At 71.2% G+C, this 24,420-nt stretch carries 21 protein-coding genes and 1 pseudogene; 11 read left to right on the top strand and 11 right to left on the bottom strand.

Annotation, left to right across the window (positions count from 1 at the left end; translation table 11 throughout):
* The first annotated feature begins 76 nt into the window (after positions 1–76).
* The 3 genes from ACIF8T_RS27955 (at position 77) to rfbC (ending at position 4,804) form a co-directional block, all read left to right on the top strand.
* Complete coding sequence (locus ACIF8T_RS27955; RefSeq protein ID WP_400038865.1) at positions 77–2,095, top strand: DEDDh family exonuclease; 2,019 nt, start codon at positions 77–79, stop codon at positions 2,093–2,095.
* A 158-nt stretch (positions 2,096–2,253) separates the two neighbouring features.
* A complete protein-coding gene (locus ACIF8T_RS27950) occupies positions 2,254–4,191 on the top strand; it encodes a glycosyltransferase family 2 protein (RefSeq protein WP_400038864.1) in 1,938 nt (645 codons plus the stop codon).
* 4 nt (positions 4,192–4,195) lie between these two features.
* Entirely contained in the window at positions 4,196–4,804 is a 609-nt protein-coding gene (gene rfbC, locus ACIF8T_RS27945; RefSeq protein WP_400038863.1) for a dTDP-4-dehydrorhamnose 3,5-epimerase, read from the top strand.
* A gap of 47 nt (positions 4,805–4,851) precedes the next feature.
* On the opposite strand, the gene ACIF8T_RS27940 is transcribed toward rfbC, so the two are convergent.
* The 7 genes from ACIF8T_RS27940 to ACIF8T_RS27910 form a co-directional block, all read right to left on the bottom strand.
* On the bottom strand, positions 4,852–5,655 hold the full coding sequence (locus ACIF8T_RS27940; protein WP_400038862.1) for a class I SAM-dependent methyltransferase: 804 nt from the start codon (positions 5,653–5,655) through the stop codon (positions 4,852–4,854).
* The gene (gene rfbD / locus ACIF8T_RS27935) at positions 5,642–6,529 is read right to left on the bottom strand and encodes a dTDP-4-dehydrorhamnose reductase (RefSeq protein ID WP_400038861.1); all 888 of its coding nucleotides are present in this window, start codon (positions 6,527–6,529) and stop codon (positions 5,642–5,644) included. The genes ACIF8T_RS27940 and rfbD overlap by 14 nt, the downstream gene beginning before the upstream one ends.
* A complete protein-coding gene (gene rfbB / locus ACIF8T_RS27930; RefSeq protein WP_400038860.1) occupies positions 6,526–7,506 on the bottom strand; it encodes a dTDP-glucose 4,6-dehydratase in 981 nt (326 codons plus the stop codon). Before rfbB ends, rfbD begins: the two co-directional genes overlap by 4 nt.
* Positions 7,503–8,570, bottom strand: a complete 1,068-nt coding sequence (locus ACIF8T_RS27925; protein WP_400038859.1) for a glucose-1-phosphate thymidylyltransferase — start codon at positions 8,568–8,570, stop codon at positions 7,503–7,505. Before ACIF8T_RS27925 ends, rfbB begins: the two co-directional genes overlap by 4 nt.
* Before the next feature lie 84 nt (positions 8,571–8,654).
* Positions 8,655–8,834 carry a hypothetical protein gene (locus tag ACIF8T_RS27920; RefSeq protein WP_400038858.1) on the bottom strand — a complete coding sequence of 60 codons (180 nt, stop codon included), beginning with the start codon at positions 8,832–8,834 and terminating at the stop codon, positions 8,655–8,657.
* Between the two features lie 201 nt (positions 8,835–9,035).
* Complete coding sequence (locus ACIF8T_RS27915) at positions 9,036–9,458, bottom strand: CBS domain-containing protein (RefSeq protein WP_400038857.1); 423 nt, start codon at positions 9,456–9,458, stop codon at positions 9,036–9,038.
* A 70-nt stretch (positions 9,459–9,528) separates the two neighbouring features.
* Positions 9,529–10,464 (bottom strand): LysR family transcriptional regulator, encoded by a 936-nt coding sequence (locus tag ACIF8T_RS27910; RefSeq protein WP_400038856.1) that lies wholly within the window; start codon positions 10,462–10,464, stop codon positions 9,529–9,531.
* Positions 10,465–10,549: 85 nt separating this feature from the next.
* Here ACIF8T_RS27910 and ACIF8T_RS27905 point away from each other — a divergent pair, with 85 nt between their 5' ends.
* Positions 10,550–11,395, top strand: a complete 846-nt coding sequence (locus ACIF8T_RS27905) for an IS5 family transposase (protein ID WP_400038855.1) — start codon at positions 10,550–10,552, stop codon at positions 11,393–11,395.
* A 19-nt stretch (positions 11,396–11,414) separates the two neighbouring features.
* On the opposite strand, the gene ACIF8T_RS27900 is transcribed toward ACIF8T_RS27905, so the two are convergent.
* From ACIF8T_RS27900 to ACIF8T_RS27890, 3 genes are all read right to left on the bottom strand, one after another.
* Entirely contained in the window at positions 11,415–12,797 is a 1,383-nt protein-coding gene (locus ACIF8T_RS27900; protein ID WP_400038854.1) for a cytochrome P450, read from the bottom strand.
* 352 nt (positions 12,798–13,149) lie between these two features.
* On the bottom strand, positions 13,150–14,682 hold the full coding sequence (locus ACIF8T_RS27895; RefSeq protein WP_400038853.1) for an MFS transporter: 1,533 nt from the start codon (positions 14,680–14,682) through the stop codon (positions 13,150–13,152).
* A complete protein-coding gene (locus ACIF8T_RS27890) occupies positions 14,679–15,230 on the bottom strand; it encodes a TetR/AcrR family transcriptional regulator (RefSeq protein ID WP_400038852.1) in 552 nt (183 codons plus the stop codon). Before ACIF8T_RS27890 ends, ACIF8T_RS27895 begins: the two co-directional genes overlap by 4 nt.
* 472 nt (positions 15,231–15,702) lie before the next feature.
* On the opposite strand from ACIF8T_RS27890, the gene ACIF8T_RS27885 reads away from it, so the two are divergent.
* Together ACIF8T_RS27885 and ACIF8T_RS27880 are read left to right on the top strand one after the other, a co-directional pair.
* The gene (locus tag ACIF8T_RS27885) at positions 15,703–16,875 is read left to right on the top strand and encodes an FAD-dependent oxidoreductase (protein ID WP_400038851.1); all 1,173 of its coding nucleotides are present in this window, start codon (positions 15,703–15,705) and stop codon (positions 16,873–16,875) included.
* A gap of 99 nt (positions 16,876–16,974) precedes the next feature.
* On the top strand, positions 16,975–17,529 hold the full coding sequence (locus ACIF8T_RS27880) for a TetR/AcrR family transcriptional regulator (RefSeq protein WP_392120568.1): 555 nt from the start codon (positions 16,975–16,977) through the stop codon (positions 17,527–17,529).
* A gap of 501 nt (positions 17,530–18,030) precedes the next feature.
* On the opposite strand, the gene ACIF8T_RS27875 is transcribed toward ACIF8T_RS27880, so the two are convergent.
* Complete coding sequence (locus tag ACIF8T_RS27875; RefSeq protein ID WP_400038850.1) at positions 18,031–18,174, bottom strand: hypothetical protein; 144 nt, start codon at positions 18,172–18,174, stop codon at positions 18,031–18,033.
* Positions 18,175–18,365: 191 nt separating this feature from the next.
* Between ACIF8T_RS27875 and ACIF8T_RS27870 the strand changes: the two genes are divergently transcribed.
* The 5 genes and pseudogenes from ACIF8T_RS27870 to ACIF8T_RS27850 all read left to right on the top strand — a co-directional run.
* Entirely contained in the window at positions 18,366–19,721 is a 1,356-nt protein-coding gene (locus ACIF8T_RS27870) for a flavin monoamine oxidase family protein (protein ID WP_400038849.1), read from the top strand.
* 319 nt (positions 19,722–20,040) lie between these two features.
* Positions 20,041–21,258 (top strand): FAD-dependent monooxygenase, encoded by a 1,218-nt coding sequence (locus ACIF8T_RS27865; RefSeq protein ID WP_400038848.1) that lies wholly within the window; start codon positions 20,041–20,043, stop codon positions 21,256–21,258.
* A 255-nt stretch (positions 21,259–21,513) separates the two neighbouring features.
* Positions 21,514–22,758: a cytochrome P450 gene (locus ACIF8T_RS27860; protein WP_400038847.1), complete on the top strand. Its 1,245-nt coding sequence runs from the start codon at positions 21,514–21,516 to the stop codon at positions 22,756–22,758.
* Positions 22,759–22,931: 173 nt separating this feature from the next.
* The gene (locus ACIF8T_RS27855; protein WP_400038846.1) at positions 22,932–23,372 is read left to right on the top strand and encodes a TIGR02611 family protein; all 441 of its coding nucleotides are present in this window, start codon (positions 22,932–22,934) and stop codon (positions 23,370–23,372) included.
* Positions 23,373–23,701: 329 nt separating this feature from the next.
* Positions 23,702–24,415, top strand: a pseudogene (locus tag ACIF8T_RS27850) (cation:proton antiporter); the annotation flags it as partial.
* Positions 24,416–24,420: the final 5 nt, after the last annotated feature.

Below are 24,420 nucleotides of genomic sequence, written 5' to 3'. Positions count from 1 at the left end.
ACGACCGGCGCGGACTTATGCGGATGAATCGGCATCCGAGTTGAAGGACGGGTGAAGATCACACGATCCTTCCTCCATGTCTCTCGCCTCCCCCGCCCTCGACGTGTCCGGCCCGCGCGACCACGCCCACGACTGGGCGGTCGTGGACGTGGAGACCTCCGGGCTGGTCGCGCGCCGCGACCGGGTGCTGTCCGTGGCCGTGGTGACGCTGGGGCCCGACGGGGAGCAGACCGGCGAGTTCTCGACCCTGCTCGACCCCGGCTGCGACCCCGGGCCGGTGCACGTGCACGGGCTGACGGCGCAGCGGCTGCGGGGCGCGCCGTGCTTCGACCAGGTCGCCGGGCGGATCGGCGCGCTGCTGCGGGACCGCGTGTTCGTCGCGCACAATGCCCAGTTCGACTACGACTTCCTCGCCCACGAGTTCGCCCGCGCCGGCATGCCGCTGCCGGTGTCCCGGCGGCTGTGCACCCTCGCCCTGAACCGGCGGGTGGATCCCCCGACCGACGACCTGCGGCTCGGCACGCTCGCCGCGCACTACGGCGTCCGCCAGGTCAGGGCGCACGACGCCCTGGACGACGCGCGGGTGCTGGCCGGCGTGCTGCGCGCCTCGCTGCGGGAGGCCGCCCGGCTCGACCTGCCGCTGCCCCTGGTGCCCTGCCCGCCGCGCCAGGACCCCCGGTTCGCGCCCCGGGCGCCCAGGACGCCGTGCGCGTACCGCAATCCGGGACGGCCGGCGCCGGGCGGGCCGCTGGTCCAGGGGATGAAGGTCGCGATCACCGGGGAGACGCGGGTGCCGCGGGCCGAGCTGGAGCGCCGGGCCGCCGAGGCCGGGCTGAACGTGATGTCGTCCGTCAGCCGGCACACCGGTGTGCTGGTCGCGAACGACGCCGCGTCCGGCTCCGGCAAGGCGCGCCGCGCCCGGGACGAGGGGGTGCCGGTGCTCGACGAGGCCGCGTTCCTGCGGCTGCTGGAGGACGTGCGGCCGGGAGAGCCGCACGAGCGGGGGCGGTCCGGCGGGGCCGCGCCCGCCGCGGCCGGGGCCCCCGTGGCCCCGGGGCCCGCGACGGCGCCGGGGCCCGCTTCCGGCCGCGCCGGTGCGGGGGCGTCCGTTCCCGGCGGCGGCGCGGCGCGCGCGTCCCTCGTGGGCGTCGACGCGGGACGTCCGCCCGCCCGGGACGCCGACGGGGCCCGCGCCTCCGTCCCGGGCCCCGCCCGCTCCCCCGGCACCGCACCGGTCTCCCGGCCCCCTTCCGCCGCACGGCCGGGAGGCGCCGCGCCCGGCGAAGCCGCCCGCCCCCTCGCCGGGCGCCGGGTCCTGGTCCTCGGCGGGACGCACCCCGAGGCCGCGGCCGCCCGTGCCCGGGTCGTCGAACTCGGCGGCGCCGCGGCGATCAACCTCTCCGCGAGCGTCACCGACGTCGTCCTGCTGGACGGCGGCGGGAGCGACCGCCGCATGCGGCGGATCACCGCGCTGGAGGTGCCCACGCACCCGGCCGTCTGGCTGGACGCCCCGGTCGTCGCCCCGCTGCCGCGGCACGAGGCGCGGCGGTCGGCACCGCTCGTCCTGCCGCGGGGCGGGGTCCTCGACCTGCCGGGCGCGGGCGGCCCGGGGGCGGCACCGCCGTGGACCGTCACCGCGTCCTGGGCCCCGCAGACGGCGTGCGAGATCGACGTGGTCGCCTTCGTGGTCGACGAGGACGAACAGGTCGCGTGCGACGAGGACTTCGTGTTCTACGGCGCCCCGGAGAACCCGGGCGGCACGGTGCGGCTGCACAGCGACGGGCCCACCGAGCAGACCGTCGGCGCCGACCTGGCGGCGCTGCCGCCCTCGGCCCGCAAGGTGGTCGTCGCGGCCGCCGTCGACGGGGCGGCCACCTTCGGCGACGTCGGCGCGATGCACCTCCGCTGCGGCCCGGGCACGAGCGCCGCACCCCTGGTGCAGGCCACGCTGGACGCCGCGACGACCGAACGCACCCTGCTCCTCGCCGAGTTGTACCGGCGCGGCCCGCTGTGGCGGCTGCGCACGGTCGGCCAGGGGTACGACCACGGTCTGGACGCCCTCGCCCGGCAGTACGGCGTCGACGTCGCCAACTGACCCCGCGCGCACGCCTGATGGGCCGCGCTGCGATGATCACGGCACGGTCTCGGCGCCGGGGGCGGGGCGAGACGACGGCCCGCGCGGGGTTAGCATCAGGCAACGCGCCCCCAACCAGCACGTCAACGGCAAACCACCCGAAGGGCCCCGGAATTCCGATGCCGGTCAAGGTCAGCGTCATCGTCCCGGTCTACAACCCGGGCAGCTACATCGAGGACTGCATCGCCTCGCTGCGCAGACAGTCCCTGCCGCCCGACGAGTACGAAGTGATCTACGTCGACGACGGCTCCACCGACGCGACCCCGGCCCGGCTCGACGCCCTCGCCGCCGAGGACCCCCGGGTCCGCGTCATCCACCAGGAGAACTCCGGCTGGTCGGGCAAGCCCCGCAACGTCGGCATCGAGGCCTCCCGGGGCGAGTTCGTGATGTTCGTCGACAACGACGACTACCTCGGCGACGAGGCCCTGGAGCGGATGTACGACTACGCCGTGGCCCACGGCGCGGACGTCGTCGTCGGCAAGATGGCCGGCAAGAACCGCGGGGTGCCGGTGGAGCTGTTCCGCCGCAACCACCCGCGCGCCACCGTCGAGAACGCGCCGCTCATCGACAGCCTCACCCCGCACAAGATGTTCCGCCGGGCGTTCCTCGACCGCATCGGCCTGCGGTTCCCGGAGGGCCGGCGGCGCCTGGAGGACCACGTCTTCGTCACCGAGGCGTTCCTGCGCGCGGACAACGTCTCCGTGCTCAGCGACTACGTCTGCTACTACCACGTCCGCCGCGACGACGCGTCCAACGCGGGATTCCAGCGCTTCGACCCTGCGGGGTACTTCGGCAACCTGCGCGAGGCCCTCGACGTGGTCGAGCGGTACACCGAGCCGGGACCGGTGCGCGACCGGCTCTTCCGTCGCTGGCTGCGCGTCGAGATGGTCGAGCGGCTGCGCGGCCGGCGCCTCCTCGCGCTGCCGGACGACTACCGCAGGGAGCTGTTCACGGAGATCCACAAGGTCGTCGTGGAACGGTTCGGGCCCGGTGTCGCCGCCGGGCTCCAGCCGACCCAGCAGGTCGTCGCCGCGCTGGCGGCCGCCGACCGGTACGACGCGGTCGTGGCGTTCGCCGAGTGGGAGGCCGGCGTGGCGCCCCGGGCGGTCCCCGGCGCGGTGGAGTGGCAGGACGACGGCACGCTGCGGATCGCGTTCACCGCGGAGTACGCCTCGGCCGGCGAGCCGATGACGTTCCCCGCCGGTGCCGCCGGCACGCCGCTCCGGGAGGCGCCCAGGGACGTCGCCGAGGCCGTGGCGTGGGTGGGCGCGGAGACCGCCGCCCGCTTCGGCCAGGCCACGGCCGACCTCCTGCTGCGCCGCCGCTCCGACGCCGCCCAGTACTTCCAGCCGGTGGAGTTCACCCGGGAGACGGTGCCCGTCGGGGACGACGGCGAGCGGGTCCGGCTGGTGCTGCGGGCGACCGCGGCCGTCGACCCGGCCGCCCTGCCGGCCGGCGGCGTCTGGGACGCCGTGGTCCGGGTCAAGCTGGGCGGCTGGACCAAGGAGTGCCGGCTGGGACCGGCCCCGCGCGCGGACCGCCCCGCGCCGCCCGCCGGGGTCGTCGGCGGCCGCGCGTTCCTGCCGTACTGGACGGTGCCGCACGGCAACCTCTCGCTGGACGCGGGCGTCGGCGGCAAGCGGCTCGGGCTGGGCCGCGCCGACCGGGCGGCGGCCGCCGTCCGCGGTGACCGGCTGAGCGCCGTGCTGCCGCTGCACGTGCCCGCGGAGACACCGGTGCGGGTGCGGCTGACCGCCGCGGACCGGACCGTGCACGTGCCCGGGACGCTGTCCCCCGCCCCGCGGGGGACGGGGGCGCTGCTGGTGGCCGCGCTGCCGTCCGCGCGGGCCCGCGGCACCTGGCGGCCCGCGCTGAGCCTGGCCCCCGAGGCGGCCGACCCGCGGTACACGGCCCTGCCGTTCGCGCTGCGCGGCGTGGGCGGCGGCATCCGCGTGGTGCCGGTGCCGGGTCCCGGTGTCCTGCGGCGGCTGGCGCGCACGGCGCGGCGCGTGCTCGGCGCGGTCCGGCGCCGGATCGTCACGACGGGAGGACGGTGACCTGATGCGGCCTCTGGGAATAGCCGGCGCCTGGGTGCTGGAGCCCAAGATCTTCCCGGACGACCGGGGCAGCTTCCACGAGTGGTACCGGGGCGCGGAGTTCCGCGAGGCCCTCGGCCACGACCTGGAGCTGGCGCAGGCCAACTGCTCGGTCTCGCGCCGGGGCGTGCTGCGCGGGGTGCACTTCGCCGACGTGCCGCCCGGCCAGGCGAAGTACGTCACCTGTGTGCGCGGCGCCGTCCTCGACGTGGTGGTCGACCTGCGGGTGGGCTCGCCGACGTACGCGCGGTGGGAGGCCGTACGGCTCGACGAGGAGACGCGGCACGCGGTGTTCCTCGCCGAGGGGCTCGGGCACGCGTTCATGGCGCTCACCGACGACGCCACGGTGGTGTACCTCTGCTCCACCGGCTACGCGCCGGAGCGTGAGCACGGCGTGCACCCGCTGGACCCGGCCCTCGGCATCGCGTGGCCCGAGGGCGTCACGCCGGTGCTGTCGCCGAAGGACGCGCAGGCGCCGTCGCTGGCCGAGGCCGAACGGGCGGGCCTGCTGCCGTCGTACGAGGCGTGCCGCGCCCACTACGCGGAGCTGCGCGGCCGGGCCGGCGCGGACTGACGCCGGCGGTCCGCGGCAGGGCGGTGGCGCCCTGCCGCGGCGCGGTGTCAGCGGCTGACGCCGACCTGCTGCAGGGCGCGGCGCAGCGGCTCCCAGCCCACGGAGCGGGGCAGGCCGCGGTTGCGGGCCTGGACCAGCGCCCGCCAGAACCCGGCCTCCAGCAGCGCCTCGGGCGGCACCGCCCCGGCCCGTTCCAGGATCGCCTCGGGCACCTTCTGCGGGTCGGGCACCTCGTACTCGGCGATGATCTCGTCGTACTTGTCGTGCAGCACGGTGTTCTTCGGGTCGGCGCCGAAGACGACGAGCTGGCCGGTGGGCCGGGTGTCGACCTGGACGGTGACCAGGTCGGGGCGGTACCGCGCCAGGATCTCGGTGATCTTGTAGACGTCGCCGGTCCAGGCGTCGGTGTGCCGGTCGCGGGCGGCCTCGTCGATGCTGCGCGGCAGCATGTCGTCGAGGACGATCACGCTGGACCAGTCGGAGTGCTTCTCGACGTTCATGAAGTCGCGCAGCGCGTACTCGAACAGGTGCATGCCGTCGATGAACGACAGGTCCAGGGTGGTGCGGCGCCAGTAGCCGAACGGGCTGCGGCCGCGGCGCAGGTTGCGCAGCGGGTGCCGGCCGCCCTTGAGGTGCTGCAGCGGGTTGTCGCGGGCGAAGAAGTCGTCGCTGGTGGCCTTCACCAGGTGGACGTCGCACTTCAGCTCCGTGACCACCTTGAAGGCGGGGTCGACCGCGATGCTGGGGACGCGGGACAGCCGCAGGCTGCGGCCGTCGTTGACGCCGATCTCCAGGTAGTTGCGGTTGGCGCTGACCTTGTGCAGCTCCCGCAGGAACTCATGGCGTTTCACGAAGGGGACTCTCCTTGCGGATCCGGGGCAGTGCTTCGTGCAGGGCGGCGCGCCAGTCGCGCAGCGGGGGCAGGCCGGTGTCCTGCCACCCGTCGTGCGCGAGGGCGCTGTAGGCGGGGCGCGGGGCGGGCCGCGGGAAGGCCGCGCCGGTGGTGGGCCGCACCCGCTCGGGGTCGGCGCCCGCCAGGCGGAACACCTCCCTGGCCAGCTCGTACCAGGTGGCCTCGCCGGAACTGGTGGCGTGCAGGACGCCGTGCACGCCGTCTCCGACGCGGGGGCCGAGGTCGGCTATGCGCTCGGCCACGTCCGCGCTCCAGGTGGGCTGGCCCCGCTGGTCGTCGACGACGTCGACGGTGGGGCGGCGGGCCTCCAGGTCGATCATCGTGCGCACGAAGCTGGTGCCGTGCTCCCCGTAGAGCCAGGCGGTGCGCAGGATCACGCTCGCCGTGGGCAGTTCCTCGCGGACCGCCCGTTCGCCGGCGAGTTTGGTGCGGCCGTAGGCGGTGCGCGGGGCGGGGGGATGGTCCTCGGGGTAGGGGGTGGTGCGGGCGTCGCCGGAGAAGACGTAGTCGGTGGAGAGGTGGACCAGGCGGGCGCCGTGTGCGGCGCAGGCGCGGGCGAGGACGCGCGGTCCGTCGCCGTTGACGCGCAGGGCGCGTGCCTCGTCGGTCTCGGCGGCGTCGACGGCCGTGTACGCGGCGCAGTTGACCACGAGGCCGGGGCGGTGGTCCGTCAGCGCCCGGTCGACGGCGTCGGGCCGGGTGATGTCGAGGGCGGCGCGGTCCAGGCCGGTGACGTGCTCGCCGCGCCGGGTGAGTTCGGCGACGACGTCCCGGCCGAGCATGCCGCCCGCGCCGGTGACCAGCCACCTCATGCGCGCTCCTCGGCGACGCGCCGCTTGAGCGGCTCCCACCAGGCGCGGTGCTCGCGGTACCAGGCGACGGTCGCGGCGAGGCCGTCCTCGAAGCCGTGGCGGGGGCGGTAGCCGAGCTCGTCGCGGGCCTTGCTCCAGTCGACGGAGTAGCGCAGGTCGTGGCCCTTGCGGTCCGCCACGTACTCGACCTGGTCCCAGTCGGCGCCGCAGGCCTGGAGCAGCAGGCCGGTGAGCTCCTTGTTGGTCAGTTCGGTGCCGCCGCCGATGTTGTAGATCTCGCCGGGGCGGCCCTGGGTGCGCACGAGGTCGACGCCCCGGCAGTGGTCGTCGACGTACAGCCAGTCGCGGACGTTGCGGCCGTCTCCGTACAGCGGCACCTTGCGGCCGTCGAGGAGGTTGGTGACGAACAGCGGGATGACCTTCTCGGGGAACTGGTGGGGCCCGTAGTTGTTGGAGCAGCGGGTGACGCGGACGTCCAGGCCGTGGGTGCGGTGGTAGGCCAGGGCGAGCAGGTCGGAGGAGGCCTTGGAGGCGGAGTACGGGGAGCTGGGCAGCAGCGGCCACTCCTCGGTGGCCGAGCCGGTCGCGACCGAGCCGTACACCTCGTCGGTGGAGACGTGCACGAAGGTGTCCAGGCCGTGCCGCAGGGCCGCGTCCAGCAGGGTCTGGGTGCCCACCACGTTGGTGAGGACGAAGTCGGACGCGGTGAGGATGGAGCGGTCCACGTGGGACTCGGCGGCGAAGTGCACCACCTGGTCGGCCTCGGCGACGAGTTTGCCGACGAGTTCGGCGTCGCGGATGTCGCCCTGGACGAACTCCAGCCGGGGATGGTCGAGTTGGAGGTTGTCCAGGGTGCCCGCGTAGGTCAGCTTGTCCAGCACGGTGACGCGCGGCGCGTCGGGCGCGTCGGAGTCGAGGAGCATGCGGACGTAGCGGGAGCCGATGAACCCGGCGGCGCCGGTGACGAGGAGGTTCATGAGTGGATCTGCACCTTGCTGTGGTCTCCGAGGACGAGGCGGTGGGCGCTGGGGACGCTGGGGGCCGGTGTCACCTCGACGTGCCGGCCGATCAGCGAGGACTCGATCCGGCCGACGCCGTGGATCGAGGAGTCCCGCAGCACGATGGAGAACTCCAGCTCGCTGTCGGTGATCCGGCAGTTCTCCGCGATGGACGTGAAGGGGCCGACGTAGGAGTTGTCGACGACGGTTCCGGAGCCGATGACGGCGGGCCCGACGATGCGTGAGTTGACGATCCGGGCGCCCGGCTCGACGACGACCCGGCCGACGGTCTCGGAGTCGGCGTCCACCTGTCCGTCGATGCGGCGCTCCACGCCTTCGAGGACCATGCGGTTGACCTCGAGCATGTCGCCGACGTTCCCGGTGTCCTTCCAGTAGCCCTCGATGACCGTGCTGCGCACGGTGGCGCGGGAGTCGATCAGGTGCTGGATGGCGTGGGTGATCTCCAGTTCGCCGCGCCAGGACGGCTCGATGGCGCGCACCGCGGCGTGGATGGCGGGGGTGAACAGGTAGACGCCGACCAGCGCGAGGTCGCTCTTGGGCCGGTCGGGCTTCTCCTCCAGGCCGATCACCTGGCCGGACGGGTCGAGTTCGGCGACGCCGAAGGCGCGCGGGTCGGCGACGCGCGTGAGCAGGATCTGGGCGTCGGGCCGGGTCCGGCGGAACTCCTCGACGAGGTCGGTGATGCCGCCGACGATGAAGTTGTCGCCCAGGTACATCACGAAGTCGTCGTCGGCGAGGTAGTCCCGGGCGATCAGGACCGCGTGGGCCAGCCCGAGGGGCTTCTCCTGCGGGATGTAGGTGACCTTCAGGCCGAACGCGGAGCCGTCGCCGACCGCCTCCTCGATCTCGGCCGCGGTGTCCCCGACGATCATGCCGACTTCGGTGATGCCGGCGTCGGCGAGGGACTCCAGCCCGTAGAAGAGCACGGCCTTGTTGGCCACGGGCACGAGTTGTTTGGCCGAGGTGTGGGTGATCGGCCTGAGCCGTGTTCCGGCGCCGCCGGCGAGCACGAGAGCCTTCATCCGTCTCACCTTAGCCGTGATCCGCCGGAACGGAACATCCTTTGTTTACTTGTTGATTACGGCGGTTTCTCGGCCGCGCCGCCCTCAGTCCTCGCCGCGGACGATGTTGTCCCACGGGCCCTCGCGGGACGCGCCGGCGGCGCGGTCGTCCTCGATCGCCGGGAGGCAGGTGCGCGGGGCGGTCTCGCCGCGCGGCCTGCGGGCCTGCGCCCAGCCCGTCTCGGGTCCGAGGGCGGCGGGTCGGTCAGTGGTGGAGGGGGTCACGGCTCATCATCTTCCTTCTGCGTCCGGCGGCCTTCGGGTCCCCGGGGGCGGGGCGGGCAAACCCGGGGCCCGGGCCCGGCCCGCAGGCGCGGAGCAACTCCCCTTCCCCGACGCGCGGTTCGGCACCGTGACGCGCGGCGGTCCCGCCCGCGGCCCCCGTGCGGGGCGCGGGCGGGACCGCGGGTGACGGGCGGGTGCCGGTCAGGTGTTGGGCCGGGCCACGCTGATGTCGCCCAGGGCCGAGTCCGGGTCGCGCTCCATGGCCAGGTCGCCCAGGGAGACGATGCCCACGGCGTGGTGCTCCTCGTCGACGACCGGGATGCGGCGCACCGAGTGCTCGCGCATGAGCCGCACCGCCTGGTCCAGGTCCTCGTCGGGGGTGACGGTCACCAGGTCGTCGCTGCACGCGCCGGCCACGGTGGTCTGCTCCGGGTCGCCGCCCTCGCACAGCGACCGGACCACCAGGTCACGGTCGGTGACCAGGCCCCGCAGGTCGTCGCCGTCCGTCACGAGTACGGCTCCGAGGTCCTGGTCGCGCATGATGCGGGCGACCTGGGCGACGGAGGTCTGCGGCTCCACGGTCACCAGGTCGCTGGTCATGATGTCGCGCACGTGCTGGGTCATGGCGGGTCCTCCTCGCGTTGTCTCGCGTCCTGTCGGCCGCGCGCACCGGGTACCCGGCATGGCGCCCGGCTCACCAGGTGCGGCCCGCCGCCAGGAGGTGGTCGCGGACGAGGGCGACGTGCGGGTTGTCGGAGGTGCCCGGCCGCTGCACCAGGAAGCCGGTGTTGATCGGCGCGTCCGCGGGTTCGTCGAGGAGCCGCAGGTCGCCGGAGGCCAGCCGGGCGGCGCACAGGTAGCGGGGCAGCACGCTGAACCCGGCGCCGGCCGTGACGAGCGCCAGGACGGCCCGCAGGTCCGGGACGGACACGGCGGCGCGGGCGGTCAGCCGCCTGCCGTAGACGTGCCGCCAGTAGCGGCGGACGATGGGCAGGTCCTCGGCGTAGCTGATCAGCGGCACGTCCTGTAGGGCTCCGGGGCCCTCGGCCGCCAGGCGGGGCCGCAGGCGCTCGGCCCAGACGGGGGCCGCCACCAGGACGAACTCCTCGTCGGTCAGCGGCGTGGCGGTCAGGGTGCGGCCGCGCGGGCGGCTGGTGGCGATCACCAGGTCGTGGCGGCCGGCGCGCAGTTCGTCGAGGAGCGGGTCGGTCAGCCCCGTGGTGACGCGCAGCCGCACGCCGCCGGTGACCAGGGGCGCCAGCGCGGGCAGGGCCCGGGTGGACAGCAGCTCGGCGGGGCCGGCCAGGTGGACGGGCTCGGGCCGCGCCCGCGCGGGCGCGTCCTGCCCGGTGGCGGCGGCCAGGGCGTCGAGCGGGCCGGCGATCCGGGCGGCGAGCTCGTCGGCGACCGCGGTCGGCGCCGCGCCGCGCGGCAGCCGCTCGAACAGTTCGCGGCGCGTCTGCCGTTCCAGCGCGCGGATCTGGGTGGTGACGGTCGGCTGCGACAGGCCCAGCAGCTGCGCGGCGGCCGTGAAGGACCCGGAGCGGTACACGGCCAGGAAGGTGCGCAGGAGGTTCAGGTCGGGCGGGGCGGGCGGGGCCGTGCCCTCCGGGGCGGTGCTGTGTCTCACCCGTCCGACCCTAGAGGGCGTCTGAAAAGCCTGTCAGCGGGCAAGCCTCTGGTAGCGGGGTGGTGACGCGTGTTCGGGGGCTGGAGTGTACGGGCTGCGTACCCGTTATTCGACGGATGTGTCCGATCAGGAGTGGGAGATCCTCCGTCCGCTGGTTCCGGCGGTCAAACCTGGTGGGCGACCGGCGAAGCACACGCGACGGGAGATCCTCAACGCGTTGGCGTACTGGCTGCGGGCCGGCTGCGCCTGGAGACTCCTGCCGCATGACTTACCACCGTGGCAGACGGTCTACCACTACTGGCGACGCCGGCAGAAGGACGGCGTGTGGGAAGAGATGCTGACGGCGCTGCGTGAACGCGAGCGGGTGCAGCTCGGCCGGGATCCCACTCCCAGCGCGGCCGTCGTGGACAGCCAGAGTGTCCGGGCCAGTGAACGTGGCGGCCTGCACGGTTACGACGGCGGCAAGAAGGTCAGCGGCATCAAGCGGCACCTGCTCGTCGACACCCGCGGCACCATCCTGGTGACGTGCGTGAGCCCGGCCAGTGTGGGTGACCGCGATGGCGCCGTGGTGCTGTTCGCCCGGGCTGCCGATGCCTTTCCGCGCCTGCGGCACGTATGGGCGGACCAGGGCTGTCGCGGTGCCGACTTCCACGCCTGGGCTCTGGAGGCCACCGGTATCACCGTGGAGATCGTGCAGCGCCGTGACGGTGGTCTCCGTTCGACCTGGGCCCGGGTGGGGACACCGCCGCCGGCAGTGCCCCAGTTCGCGGTGGTCCCGCGTCGTTGGGTGGTGGAGCGGACGTTCGCCTGGCTGGGACGGTGCCTCCGCCTGTCGAAGGACTACGAGTACCTGCGGGTCTGCTCGGAGAACGCCATCTACCTCGCCATGGCCATGCTTCTGGTGCGCCGCCTCGCAAGACCAGCCCGCTGACAGGCTTTTCAGACGCCCTCTAAGACTGGGGCGCAGTTGTGGATGTGTGGAACGGCAGATGGGTGAAGCCGCTGACGGCTCCCCCGGGTCTGCGGACTGCCTGCCCCGCCGGGTGCAGTTGCGGCAGTCGGCTCGCCAGGGTCCAGAGAGCGGCCTCTCCTGTCAGCCGGGCCAGGGAGACGGCGAGTTTCATGGAGCCGTCGGCAGTGAGGGGGCTGGGTTGGGAACTTCGTGTGAGGTCGAAGCGGGCAGGGTCGGGAAACCGGTTCGAGTCGCGCTGGGCCGCAGCGAGCATCACGAGAATGCCGTTGCCGGGCGGCACCGCGTGACCTGCTATCTGCACTCGCGCGGTGGGCGCACACAGGGTGAACTGGTGCGGAGGATCAAAACGCAAGGTCTCTTCGACTGCCTTGCCCGCAAGTTGCGGGGCTGATCGGAGCGTCTGCCATTGGTCGGGGTGGGCCGCGAGTGCGGCTACCGCGTTGCCGATGAGGCAGGCTGCGGTGTCGAGGCCCGAGACAACCAGGGTGCTGCAGACCTGGGCGATCTCCTCCAGATTCAGTTTGCCGGAGGGTATGCCTGGCCGTCCGGCCCCACCTGTTTCCTGTTGGTCCTGACGGTCACCATGCCGATGCACGTATTCGAGCAGGCTGCGGAGATCAACGTCTGTCTTGTCTGCGTCGCGGGGAGCGGTGAGCCGGCTGATCAGGTCGCTTCCCGGGCTGTGTCGCCGCTCATGTTCGAGCCGGATGACCAGGGCCGCCAGGTCTTCGTGCGCATCGTGTGCTGCTTCGGCTGTGGACCTGGAGGGCGTGCCGTGGATGGGTTTGCCGATGAGGTCGCATATCTCGGCGAAGCGTGATGAGTAGGCCGCCGGAATGTCCAGCACTTCACTGAGGCACGCAACGGCCAGCGGGAAGGCGAAGTCGTTGATCAGGTCCAGGGAGTCGGCGTCGGCATGCCGGCGGAGCAGGTCATGGGCAGTGGTGTCGATGCGGGTGGCGGACCGGTGCAGTGCCGGCCGCAATAGCGGAGCGGCGGCTGCGTATGCCTGATCGAATTCCTTCACCCGTGATCCGCCGGGACTGTCCTCGGCCACCTGTGGCGTGGACGTGGGCATCCGGGCCGGGCGAGCGGCGGGCTCGCATATCGAGAAGCTGGCGTCTTGGAGAACTTGGCTGCAGTGGTCGTACGAGAGGATGGCAAGCATCCCTGTGCGGCTGCGGTGGACTGGTCCTCGGGACCGCATGCGCTCGTACAGCGCATAGGCGTCGCCTTGGAAGCCTGGCTCGAGGAGCTTCGCCACGGGGTCGCCGGTGCGGGCCAGGAGCCACAACCGCATGCTGTGCGGACCGGCTTTGTCGGTGCAGGTCCGTGTGATGTCGGCGGGGCGATTGCTCATGGTCTTCCCCTCAGCGGGTTGCTGTTGGCAGGGCACTGGAGGCGGTTGTTGGCGAGCGTCGGGCTGTTTCCGGGGCCGTCTTGGCTCGTGTGCCGGGACTGACGCGCCGGGAACGGTGCCCTGGGTGCCCCTGCGGTGCAGGGGCACCCAGGGCGGTCTGGTCCCGCTGGATGAAGTAGGCTCCGCGGCTGGTATCGCGGTTCTCCTCGACCGGGACGAGGTCCCAGCCGGTGAGCTCCAGCCACTGTGCGGCGGAGCCGTCGGCGACGCGGGCCCTGGCCGCCAGGGCCTGCCTGCCGGTGCAGCTTCTGCCTGCGGCGGCAGGCGCGGCGTCCAGTGTTCTTCTCACTTCTCAGTGCTGGACGGGTCCGTTGGTCAGCTTCTGGCCGCGCAGCAGGAACCAGGCGACGGCGGAGGCGAGGAGCAGTAGGCCGGCGCCGACGCCTGCGGCGAGTGCCACGCCGTCGACGAAGGACTCGCGTGCCGCCTGCAGCAGCGCGGCGGCCGCGTCGGCGGGCAGGTGGACTGCGGCTACGACGGCTCCTGCCAGTGACTCGTGTGCTGCCGGCGGGGTTCCGGCCGGTCCGGCGAAGTCCTGGTAGATGTTGGTGACGACCGATCCCAGCAGAGCGATGCCCAAAGCGGTGCCGAGTTCGTACGCCGTCTCCGAGACCGCGGAGGCGGCGCCGGCCTGTTCCTTGGGGACGGCGGTGAGGATGATGTCCGAGGTGATCGTGAACGACAATCCGGCGCCGAAGCCGACGACCAGCAGGGTGGTGCCGATCAGGGGGTAGCCGGTGGTCTGGGTGAGCGTGGTCAGTGCGGCCAGGGACAGGCCGATGACGGCCAGGCCGCTGGAGACGACCGCGCGCACCGAGAAGCGCCGTGCCGCGGCGCCGGCGATCAGACCGGCCACGACCGCGCCTGCGGCGGCCGGCAGTTCGGCGATGCCCGCTTCGATGGGCCTTCGGTCCTGGACCAGCTGCAGGTACTGGGAGAGGAAGAACAGCAGACCGGACAGCCCGAGGATGGTCAGCAGGTTCGCCAGGACGGCGCCGCTGAAGCCGCGGTTGCGGAACAGGCGGACGTCCACCAGCGGGACGGGCAGGGCGCGCTGGCGCCGGACGAACCCGTAGAGTGCGGCCGCACCGAGCACGCCTGCCGCGAGGATGGGCCAGGTGAACCCGTCGGCGGCGGCCTCCTTGATGGCGTAGACGACGCCGACCATGCCGATCAGAGAGAGGAAGACACTGGGCAGGTCCCACGGTCCCGGGGAGGGGTTGCGCGATTCCGGCAGCATCTTGATCCCGACGGCGACCAGCAGCGCCATGACGGGCAGGTTGATCAGGAAGACCGAGCCCCACCAGAAGTGTTCCAGCAGCAGCCCGCCGACGATCGGGCCGACCGCCATACCCGCCGAGGCGGCGGCGCTCCAGATACCGATGGCAAGACTGCGCTCACGGGGGTCGTGGAAGAGGTTGCGGATCAGCGCGAGGGTGGACGGCATCAGTGTGGCGCCGGCGACACCGAGCAGTGCCCGGGCGACGATCATCATCTCGGGTGTCTGTGCGTAGGCGTTGAGTACCGAGACCAGGCCGAACGCGGTCGCTCCGATCAGCAGCAGGCGCTTGCGGCCGATGCGGTCGCCCAGACTGCCCATGGAGATGAGCAGGCCGGCGATCACGAACGAGTAGGCGTCGCCGATCCACAGCAGCTGGGTGCCGGAGGGCTGCAGGTCCTCGCTGAGGTAGGGCGTGGCCAGCCCGAGGACGGTGGCGTCCACCGCGACGAGGAGCACAGCCAGGACCAGCACTCCCAGGGCGATCCAGCGGCCCGGGGCCCGTGGTGTGCTGACCTGCTCAGCGGTACGCAGGGGATGGGTCATGATGCGTCCCTTCGCATCGTGCCGCCGAGCAGCAGCTCGACGATCATGTGGGTGAAGTCGTTGCGGGCCACCCGGCCCTCGATGACGGCCCAGCCGCCGGCGGCCAGCAGGCCGTAGAGGGCCTCGGTGAGCCACACCGCACTGAGGTCGATGCGGAACTCGCCGGCTTCCTGGCCCCGGCGGAACAGGGCGGTGAGGCGCTCATCGATCCGGGACCAGCCCGCGTGCTGCTCCTCGCCCTCGAAGAGCTGGTTTTCGGAGTAGAGGAAAGCGAGCAGGCTTGTGCAGGGCTCGAGGGTGCGGACCAGGCGGCGTACCGCGTCTTGTGCAGTGCCCTCCTCCAGGCGGGCCGCGTCCAGGGCCGCCTCGCACTCGGCGATGCCAAGGGCCTCCAGGGCGCGCACCAGGGCGTCACGTCCGGGGAAGTGACGGTTCAGCGTCGCCCTGCTGATCCCGGCGGCCCGGGCGACCTCTTCCGTGGTCGCTGTGGCTTTGCGCGTCAGCAGATCGGCAGCGGCACGCAACACATGATCACGATTAAAGCTCATGAGACAACACTAATCCATGTGAGACATTCATGTCTCATACGCAACACAAATGCCTCCCGTGCGACCGAAAGGCACGGAAGGCTCCGCATGGCCCGTGCCGGTGCGCTCGAATCCCTGGATCCGGCAGCTGCCTGCCCGTCCGACCGGACGACGGACAGCTGCGCATCGCCGGGTGCCGCCCCTGCCGGCCTCCGCACTCGACTCCTCTCGCGCATGCAGCCGCCGACCGTCCCGCACGCGTACAACCTGGCCAGGTCGACCCGAGAGCCTCTGACCGCCCGTGCGCTCACGCGAGGCCTGACGCTCACGGGAGTCCGGCCGCCTCGCCTGCCGCCCAGTACGCCACCCGCATATGCCCCCGGACCCTCGGACGGGAGCTGCACCTCCAGCCGAGGCTGCCCCACCCGCATTGACACACCATCACCCTCCCCAGTTACTGTACTGACAAGTCAGACTAGTTTTGGAGGGGTGTATGGCATCCGAGGCCGTGGGACCGGTTCGCCGGCGGGCTCTTGTGGTGGGCTGCGGGATGGCCGGGTGCGCAGCGGCGTGGTGGCTGGAGCACGAGGGATGGGAGGTCGTGCTCGTCGACAAGGAGGTCGAGCCGTACCCGAGCAGCTATCTGCTGCAGCTCGACGCCGAGGCGACCCGGGTGTTGCGGCTCATGGGCGGCGAGGAGATCATCGACCAGGTGACCTTCGCGGCGCCGGCGATGTCGGTGCGGTGGGGCACGCGCAAGGTCCGCGAGCTCAAGATCGACGGTGACAGCGAGTGGCGCCTTGCTCGTCGTTCGGTGCTGCTGTCGAGGCTGTTCGCGCACTTGCCGGACACGGTCCACAAGCGGCTGGGCGTCGGGCTGGAGGCGTTGGAGCACCGTAGCGACGATGTCCTGGCCCGGTTCAGTGACGGTTCGACGGAGTCGTTCGACGTGGTGGTCGGGGCGGACGGGCTGCACTCGACGGTGCGCCGGCTGACGTTGGCGTCCGAAGCACACAGTGTGTACCGCAACGGCCTCACGCACGTGTGGATCAACGCCGACGTGCCCCTGCCTGACGGGCGTGCGGTGATCGCGTCCCGCGAGGGGATGCTGTCGCTGATCTACCCGTTCCTGGACACCGACCAGACGTCGGTCATGGCGGTTGTTCCCGTGCCGACTTCGACCAGGCCGGACGAGGCGATGCTGGTCGAACGGGTCTGTGACATGGTCGAGCGCCTGGGCCCGGACCTGCGCGCGGTCGCGGCGGCAGCACGGAAGTCCGAGGACACCAAGCTGACCCGGTTCTCGCAGGTGCGGCTGCCGCGCTGGTACACCCGCCGGGTCGTGCTCCTGGGCGACTCCGCGCACTGCATCGACCCGGTGTCCGGCATGGGGGCACACGCGTCGTTGCCGGGTGCCAAGGTGCTGGCCGAGTCCCTGCGGGACACCGATGACGTCACTGTGGCCTTCGCGCGGTTCGAGGCCGAGGTCCGGCCCTTCGCCAGGACGGCGCAGAGCATCACGGCCCGGGCCGTGGAGTTCAGCACCAGGGCCGAGGGACGCAGCCGTGTGGCCACCCTCGCCGGAGGGGTCGGTGATCTGTTGGCCACCATCCCGGCGACGCTGACGAGGCGCAGCAACCGCAGACAGGCCGCCCTGCGAGCATGACCCCCCTGCCCCTGACAGGTCAGCGATCGACATCAGGTCGCGTTGTGGCCGGGCACACTGGTCGCCGAACGATGTCGCTACTGCACATGAGAGAGAGCAATGGGACGCACAGCAGGACGAGGTCCGGAGAACACCAAGCGGTTGATCCTTGACGCCGCGAGGGGCGTCGTCGTGGCCCAGGGAGCCCGGGCGACCCTCGACGACGTGGCGGCCGCGGCCGGGCTGACCCGCGGAGCAGTGATCTACCACTACAGCTCGAAGAACGCGATGTGGATCGCCCTGGCCCACGATGTGCTCGCCCAGTTCCGTCAGGCGGTGCAGGACCGCATCGAGGACGGCCGGGAGCCAGGGCGTCTGGCGCGCGCCTACATCCGCGCATCGCTGGAAGGTGATGAGATCGATGCCGTCGGCGAACGGCAGTTCCTCCTGGCCGCCCTCGCTGTCGCCCCCGGGGTCGCCGACATCGTCGCCGAAGACGGTGCACGCTGGAAGGCCGAGATGGCCGAAGACGGACTCTCCGTCGGAGCACGCACCGTCATCCTCAACGCCGTCGACGGCGCCGGGCTGATGACCGGATGGGGACTCAAGCCCGACCGAACCGAACTGGCCGCCCTGCGCACCGAGTTGGAGAAACTCACCACCCCCGGCGGTTAGCGCCGCGTCGACCTCCCAGCCCGGCGCCGCCTGGCTGTGCACACGCCCGCCCTGTCAGCTCGTCGAGCGATGACCTCGTGCACGGCGGGCCCCGATCCGGCCTTACCGGCGCAGGAAGTCGCAGAAACACACCTATCCCTGGCAGGAAAAGCACGGCGCCGGGTTCGCAGGAGGCCTTCAAGGCGTCCGCACCGCCGCCCTTGCCCTCGGGCCGGCCGAACATGATCATGACGGGCTCGATGTGAGCGTGCGGCGGAGGCGAACTTCCCTGCCATGGCCCAGGCCGAGGACGAGCAGCCCCGGCGTTGGCGAGGCCGGTGGCGACGGCGGCCCTGGTGCCGACGAACTGTTGACGGCCGGGGTGCGGTGACGGCGAAAAGGGCTCCAGCGATCCCGGCAGTACCAGTGAACGTCATCGTCACCGACCCCACGCCGAAGACGTGCAGCCCGGCAGCACCCGCTGGCGCCCTGAGCAATCGACGACCACGGCGAAGGGCGCGCCTACCACCCGGCCCGGACGAAGGCCTGCGCGCCCGCGATCCGCGCCCGCCGGTGCGACGCCGGTCGCAGCTCGGCCGCCGTGTCCGGCAGCACGATGCGCGGGACCGTCTTGTCCGCCGCGATCGTGAGCGGGCGTGCACTCACACGGCGCCCGCCGCCGTCCGGGCGACAGCCCTGCCACCGGAGGCGCCGGCAGATGGGGCGGTCTCCGTCGCATCCTTCCCCCTTCGTACCGATGGGTGACTCACCGCCTTGAAAACTGTACTGACATGTCAGTACAGTAATTCGCGGAGGAACCAGACGGCCGGCAGGCCGCACACGAACGGAGCGCGACCATGAACAGTGCCAGCACCCGATCCGCCGACGTCGTCGTCGTCGGAGCCGGGCTCGCAGGACTCACGGCAGCGGACCAGCTCTCCCGAGCCGGGCACGACGTCGTCGTCATCGAGGGCCGTGACCGCGTCGGCGGACGGATCCACACGGTCGAGGTCGCGGGCGTCCCCGTCGATGCCGGAGCGACCTGGGTCGCACCGGGTCACACCGCGGTACGCGACCTCGCACGCCGGTTCGGCTGCGAGTTCGTGCCCCAGTCCCAGCCGGGCAAGGGCGTCATGTCCTTCGGAGGCAAGCGCAGGATCGAGAGCGCCACGTCCATGGCGCCCTGGGCGATGCTCGACCTCACGCGGATCATGGGCACCCTGCAGAAGATGGTCGACGGCCTTCCCGTCTCGTCCCCCTGGGAACACCCCCATGCCGAGCACTTCGATTCGATGTCGCTCGGCGAATGGCTGACCTTGAAGCACGCCCTGAAGGACACCCGCAAGTTCATGAACATGTTCAGCCTGGTGCACTGGGGCGCACCCGTCGGCGAGGTGTCACTGTTCAACGTGATGCGGTACATCAAGAACCTGGGCGGCATCGAGCACATGCTCGCCGTCGAGGGCGGCGACCAGCAGGACCGGATGCTGGGAACGATGCACACGCTGGTCAGCAGGCTCGCCGGCACGCTGGAAGACTGCCTGCTCCTCGCCTCCCCGGTGGAGCGCATCACCACGGCCGGAGAACGCGTCACGGTCGAGACCAGCAACCACACCATCGATGCCCGGTACGTCATCGTGACGGCATCGCCGACACACCGATCGACCATCGAGTTCACGCCCGCACTCCCGGAGCGTCACTACGGGCTCTCGCGCAGCTGGCGACTGGGAGCCCTCAGCAAGGCTTTCGTCGCCTACGACCGCCCCTTCTGGCGAAGCGAAGGTCTCTCGGGAGAGGGAATGTCCGACGACGAGACCGCCTTCCTCACCTTCGACGTCAGCCCGGACGCCGACGGCCCCGGCATCCTCATGGTCTTCTGTGACGCACGCGGGTTCGACGCATACGACGAGGCCGAGCGCCGCCGCCGCGTGATGCGGCACCTCATCCACCTGTACGGTGAGCCGGCCCGCCACGCCATCGACTACACCGACTTCTCCTGGGGCAACGACAGCTTCGCACCCGGCGGGCCGAACCCGGCAGTCGGGCCGAAGACATGGACCACCTTCGGACCGTACCTGCGCCAGCCGGTCGGACGCGTCCACTGGGCCGGCACCGAAACAGCCGACGAGACATCCGGCACCATGAACGGCGCCATCCTCTCGGGCCAGCGCGCAGCCACCGAAGTGGCAGCACGCCTCGACACCGGGCAGTGACGACATCCCCTTACCGGCCGCCAACGCCTCCGTCTTCCTCGCCGCCGGCCCCAACTCTCCGCACGGCACCGGACCACCGGCCCATCACAGTTCGACGACGCAGGTTACGAGCAGCCTCGGCCGACGGAGCGGAAGCCGAGCCCTCCCCCGGACCGGACGTCCTGGAGGGCTGCTCCACCTCCTGGACGCGATCCGCCGTCCTCCACCACGCCCACCGGGCAGGACCCCGCCGCCGCACCCACCGTCCCCATGCGACCCCGGCAGCCACACCCGTAGCGATTCCCGCAGCCACAGACCCGCCTGGAAGAGGAGACACCCCTTGAGCAATCCCGCACCCCGAGCTCTGGTCGTCGGCATGGGCATCGGCGGCCTCGCCACGGCGATGCGCCTGTACGAGATCGGCTGGGAGCCCGTCATCGTCGAACGGGCCCCCGAACGCCGCGCCGCCGGCTACTTCATCGGTCTCTTCGAGACCGGCCGCGCCGCCGCCAAGCGCATGGGCATCCTCGACGCCATCGGCAACCGCACCGACTCCACCAGCATCACCTACGACGTAAGACGGGACGGACGCCGCCGTCCCGGCATGGGCTACGGCGACCTGCCCGGCGGCCCCCGCCTGATCCTGCGCGGTGACATCGAGACCGCCCTCTACAACACCGTTGCCCCTCGCACCGAGATCCGCTATGGCACCACGCCCACCGCCCTTGACGAACACCCCGCAGGAGTCGACGTCACCCTGCATACCACCACCGGCGACGACGTCTCGCCCACCACCGAGCGCTTCGACCTCGTGGTCGACGCCGACGGCCTGCGCTCCACCATCCGCCGCCTCACGTTCGGCCCCGACAGCCAGTTCATGCGCCCGCTGAACCACATCGTCGCCGCCACCATCATGAAGGAACCCGTTCCCGGCTACCGACCCCAGGACGGCATCGTCCTGGCCGAACCCGGGCGCTCGGTGTGGACCTTCCCCTTCACCGACCACCGGCCCGGACTGCTGTTCAACTACCGCACCGACAACGAGGACGCCCAGTTCCGCCGCCCGCCCATCGCATCCCTGCGCGCCGCCTTCGGACCGGAGCCCACCGGCCCCGTCCTGGAACACCTGCTCCAGCAGTTCGAGCAGGCAGACGACTACATCTTCGACTCCGCCCACCAGATCGAGATGGACACCTGGCACACCGACCGGATCGTACTGCTCGGTGACGCCGCCTGGTGCCTGACCCTCTACTCCGGCATGGGCGCCTCCACCGCGATGGCAGGCGCCGACCTGCTGGGCACCCTCCTCCAGCGCAACCCCAACAACACCCCCCGCGCCCTTCGCGAATGGGACCAGAAACTGCGCCCCTTCATGACCCTCCAGCAGAAGTCCGCCCGCACCGAGGGCCTGACCACGTTCGTCCCCCAAAGCCGCGGGGACGCGATGATGCGCACCGCCATGCAGAAGGTGCTGGCCACCCAGACAGGCAAGAAGGTCATGTCGGCACTGTTGGCCAAAGCGTTCAAGGAAATGTCCATCGACATCGCCGCCGTCTGACCCCGCCCCTCACCAGCCGACAACCGCCCCGCCTTCGAAGACTGACGACCGCCCCGCAGCCGGCACCAGTGAGGCGGTTCGGAGATGCGTGAGCAGTAGCGGCAGATGCAGTCGAGGATCTGACCGGCGGTCCTGGTCCACCTCAAGGACCAGGCGCCCTGGTTCCAGACCCTGTGTATCTCGCCGCCGCGACCGCTCCCGCAGCGCGCCCCGCAAGGGCACCGACCACGCCGCACCGCACGAGAGGCCCGCACGATGACCCGCGACTCAGCCGCCCCGGCGCACTCGGAGTGCAACGAGCCCTCGCTGTTCGACCCGTTCGCAAAGGGGTTCACCGACGACCCTTATCCGCAGTACGCGCGCATACGGCAGAGCGCCCCCGTACATGAGCACCCGCTCGGCTTCTGGGTGGTGTCCACCTACGACGACGTCTCGACGTTGCTGCGCTCCGGCGCCTCCGTTGAGCTGCGAAACGTGACCGGCCCGGAGACCCGACAGCAGGATCGGACAGCACACGCTGCCCTACAGCCGACCGACAGCATGTCGATGCTCGACCGCGATCCGCCCGACCACACGCGCCTTCGTCGCCTCGTACAGAAGGCCTTCACGCCCAGGGCCATCAGCGCGCTCGAGCCCCGAATCCGCAACATGACCGATGGATTGCTCGACCGGATGGACGTCACGGGAAGCGTGGACCTGGTCTCCGCACTGGCCTTTCCCTTGCCGTTCGCGGTAATCGCCGAGATGCTCGGTACGCCCCCCACCGACCATGCCCGGATCCGCGAGCTGAGCGGGATCGCCGTCCGTTCGCTGGAACCGGTGGTCGATCCGGAAGTGATGAGCAAGGTCCAGGCGGCGCACGAGGAACTCGTCGGCATCACGGCCGAAGTGATCGCGTGGAAGCGCACTCATCCCGAGGACGACCTGCTCACCGCGCTCATCACCGCCGAGGAAGGCGGGGACGTCCTGAACGAGGAGGAACTGGTCGCTCAGGTGCTGTTGCTGTACATCGCCGGCCACGAGACCACCGTGAATCTGCTCGCCAACGGCACCGCCGCGCTGCTGCGCAACCCCAATCAGATGAAGACACTCCTCGCCGACACGACTCGCCTGCCAGGAGCCGTCGAGGAGTTCCTTCGCTACGACAGCCCTGTGCAGGCGAGCGGTCGTGTCACGTTGGAACCGACCGTGCTGAGCGGTGTCGAGATCCCGGCGGGCTCCTTCGTCATGGCACTGCTCGGCTCGGCCAACCGGGACGAGCGGCACTTCGGCCACGACGCCGCGCAGCTGCGCGTCGACCGACAAGACGCCCGCCACCATGTCTCCTTCGGGGCCGGCCCCCACCACTGCCTGGGCGCGGCACTGGCGCGCCTGGAAGGACGAGTGGTGTTCGAGCGGCTGCTGGACCGTTTCCCTCGTATTTCCCTGGCCGGGGACGTCACGTGGAACGGCCGGATCAACCTGCGCGGCCCCGCGACGCTCCCGGTGACGTTGTATTGACCCCGCTTGGTCGGCCGCGCGAGGCACTCGCACTCGTTCAAGTCCATTTCCGCACAGAGGTGTCCACCACCGCATCCATCCTTGCGATGCTTCAAGTCGTTCGTTTTCACGTGTGACCCTTTGGGTCACACCTCCATTTCGGTGAAGGTCTCGGTTCCGATGGGTTGGGCTTCATGAACGCGGAGAATGACAAGCAGAAGATGGTCGCCGCGACGGTGACCGCTGATTCCGCCGCGGGGGACGATCGGGCGGCGGAGCGAAAACTGGGTACGCGGGCCCCCGGGTTCATCCAGAAGTCAAGTTTGCTTCGCCTGGGCTGGCAGGTCGGAATCTTCGTCGTTGGCCTCGCCGTAATTGGGGCCGGCATCGCGATGCTGGTACTGCCCGGCCCGGGCTGGCTGGTGGTCTTCGGAGGCATGGCCATCTGGGCAACCGAATTCGCCTGGGCACAGATCGTCCTACGCTGGACCCGGCGCAAGGTCACCGAAGCCGCCCAGCGCGCACTCGATCCCAGGGTACGGCGGCGCAATATCATTCTCACCACGGCGGTGCTATTGATCATCACGGCGCTGGCAGGGATCTACCTCTGGAAGTTCGGCATAGTCATACCGTGAAAGCTTGAGCAGTGATTCAGCAATGGTCCGGCAGCGCAGCCGACAAAGGGGAAAGCCTGTCATTCGCCTAATCACCTGGTTTCGAAGCCGCGAGTTGGGCGGTGGCGCCGATCAGCTTAGTTTTGTTGCTCACGCCTTGGCGCACAGTAAAAGGAACCCGGCCGGTCCACAGCACTGACGGGCGCACTGCGGCGCCTGCGGCCATCCAGGCGGTGCTCAAGATGTACAAGACGCGCCTACGGAAACCCCCTCGCTCAGCGGGTTAGCAGGGTGTTCGCGGCCCGTTCCGCTTCGAAGACGACATTCCTTTGTTGATCCCAGTCCTGATCGTGATCACTGCCGTGACGGCCGGCTGGTCGCTTCTCGCCGGGCGGCTGGAGCGACTGCACGTACGGGCATCGCCGGTGCTGGTGCTCGCAGGCGTGGTGACCGGTCTGTTCACACACAGCGAGATCGCCGTCGCACTGAACTCCGAGATCGCCCAGCACGTGGCCGAGATCATCCTGGCAGTCCTGCTGTTCGTGGACGCCACCGAGCTGCGGGGCGGGCGGCTGTTCGGCCGAGACCCGGGCTCCGCTGCCCGTCTGCTGCTCGTGGCCCTGCCCCTCAGCCTCGGCGCGACAGCCCTGCTGGGCGGCGTGCTGCTGCCCGAACTGTCGGCCGCGATGCTGCTGCTGATCGCCTGCGTCGTCACCCCGACCGACTTCGCTCCCGCCGAGAGTTTGGTCCGCGACCGGCGGATCCCGGCGCGGGTGCGCAACGTGCTCGACGTGGAGAGCGGCCACAACGACGGCATCGTCTCACCGATCTTCCTGTTCGCGCTGATTCTCGCCGGGTCGACGGCTGAGAAGCGCACACCATCGGAGGCACTGGCCACCACCGTGCCGTTCGCGGTCAAAGCCCTCGTCATCGGGACCCTGATCGGCGCGCTGCTCGCCTGGCTGACGAACCGCGCCCAGCGCGCGAACCCCATGACCGACCAGTCCCGGCGAATCATCGGGCTGGTCATCCCGCTGCCGACCTACACGTCGACGGTCGCGGTACACGG

The organism is Streptomyces sp. NPDC085946 (genome assembly GCF_044540485.1).
In the GTDB taxonomy this organism is placed as follows: domain Bacteria; phylum Actinomycetota; class Actinomycetes; order Streptomycetales; family Streptomycetaceae; genus Streptomyces.
Note: the sequence above shows the minus strand (reverse complement) of the source record. Positions and strands in the feature narration are given on the sequence as shown.

Bases quoted from the DNA above. Each gene is read 5' to 3' on its own strand.
- ACIF8T_RS27955 (WP_400038865.1), top strand. From the start codon at position 77: ATGTCTCTCGCCTCCCCCGCCCTCGACGTGTCCGGCCCGCGCGACCAC.
- ACIF8T_RS27950 (WP_400038864.1), top strand. From the start codon at position 2,254: ATGCCGGTCAAGGTCAGCGTCATCGTCCCGGTCTACAACCCGGGCAGC.
- rfbC (WP_400038863.1), top strand. From the start codon at position 4,196: ATGCGGCCTCTGGGAATAGCCGGCGCCTGGGTGCTGGAGCCCAAGATC.
- rfbD (WP_400038861.1), bottom strand. From the start codon at position 6,529: ATGAGGTGGCTGGTCACCGGCGCGGGCGGCATGCTCGGCCGGGACGTC.
- rfbB (WP_400038860.1), bottom strand. From the start codon at position 7,506: ATGAACCTCCTCGTCACCGGCGCCGCCGGGTTCATCGGCTCCCGCTAC.
- ACIF8T_RS27925 (WP_400038859.1), bottom strand. From the start codon at position 8,570: ATGAAGGCTCTCGTGCTCGCCGGCGGCGCCGGAACACGGCTCAGGCCG.
- ACIF8T_RS27915 (WP_400038857.1), bottom strand. From the start codon at position 9,458: ATGACCCAGCACGTGCGCGACATCATGACCAGCGACCTGGTGACCGTG.
- ACIF8T_RS27900 (WP_400038854.1), bottom strand. From the start codon at position 12,797: ATGAGCAATCGCCCCGCCGACATCACACGGACCTGCACCGACAAAGCC.
- ACIF8T_RS27895 (WP_400038853.1), bottom strand. From the start codon at position 14,682: ATGACCCATCCCCTGCGTACCGCTGAGCAGGTCAGCACACCACGGGCC.
- ACIF8T_RS27890 (WP_400038852.1), bottom strand. From the start codon at position 15,230: ATGAGCTTTAATCGTGATCATGTGTTGCGTGCCGCTGCCGATCTGCTG.
- ACIF8T_RS27885 (WP_400038851.1), top strand. From the start codon at position 15,703: ATGGCATCCGAGGCCGTGGGACCGGTTCGCCGGCGGGCTCTTGTGGTG.
- ACIF8T_RS27880 (WP_392120568.1), top strand. From the start codon at position 16,975: ATGGGACGCACAGCAGGACGAGGTCCGGAGAACACCAAGCGGTTGATC.
- ACIF8T_RS27870 (WP_400038849.1), top strand. From the start codon at position 18,366: ATGAACAGTGCCAGCACCCGATCCGCCGACGTCGTCGTCGTCGGAGCC.
- ACIF8T_RS27860 (WP_400038847.1), top strand. From the start codon at position 21,514: ATGACCCGCGACTCAGCCGCCCCGGCGCACTCGGAGTGCAACGAGCCC.
- ACIF8T_RS27855 (WP_400038846.1), top strand. From the start codon at position 22,932: ATGAACGCGGAGAATGACAAGCAGAAGATGGTCGCCGCGACGGTGACC.